Source organism: Hymenobacter koreensis (assembly GCF_039541855.1).
Taxonomy (GTDB): domain Bacteria; phylum Bacteroidota; class Bacteroidia; order Cytophagales; family Hymenobacteraceae; genus Solirubrum; species Solirubrum koreensis.
The window spans coordinates 1-547 of sequence record NZ_BAABHA010000021.1; the positions used below are offsets into that span (position 1 = coordinate 1).

Annotated in this window: 1 protein-coding gene and 1 pseudogene; both read left to right on the forward strand. The window is 67.5% G+C overall.

Annotated features, from left to right (window positions below; translation table 11 throughout):
- Positions 1 to 46: pseudogene (locus tag ABD903_RS23240) on the forward strand (hypothetical protein); the annotation flags it as partial.
- 62 nt (positions 47 to 108) lie between these two features.
- Positions 109 to 547: IS5 family transposase (locus ABD903_RS23245; protein ID WP_345228259.1), on the forward strand; the 439-nt coding region annotated here is incomplete at its 3' end.

Genomic DNA, 547 nt, shown 5'->3' on the forward strand with positions numbered 1-547 from the left:
GCCCGAGCGGTTCGGCCCTTGGAACTCGGTCTACCGCCGGTTTCGGCGCTGGGCGCAAAAAGGCGTCTGGCAACGTGTGTTTGAGGCCGTCCAGGACCCGGACCTGGACTGGGCCCTGCTCGACTCGACCAGCGTGCGGGCCCACCAACACGCGGCCGGGCAAAAAAAAGCAGTGCCCCGGCCGAAGCCCTCGGCCGTTCCCGCGGCGGCTTCACCAGCAAGCTCCACGCCGTCGTAGACGCGCTGGGCAACCCGCTGCGCTTAGCGCTGACGCCGGGCCAGCAAGCCGATTGCACAGTGGCCGCCGAGTTATTGGCGGGCTTGGCCGTCGGTGCCGTGCTTGCCGACAAGGCCTACGACACCAACGCCTTGGTGGCCCAAATCAGCCAGGCCGGGGCCGCGGTCGTCGTGCCCAGCAAACGCAGCCGACGCACCGTGCGCGAACTGGACCGCAACCTGTACGCCGACCGCAACAAGGTCGAACGCTTCTTTAACCGCCTCAAACAGTACCGCCGCTTGGCCACCCGCTACGACAAAACCGCAGCCT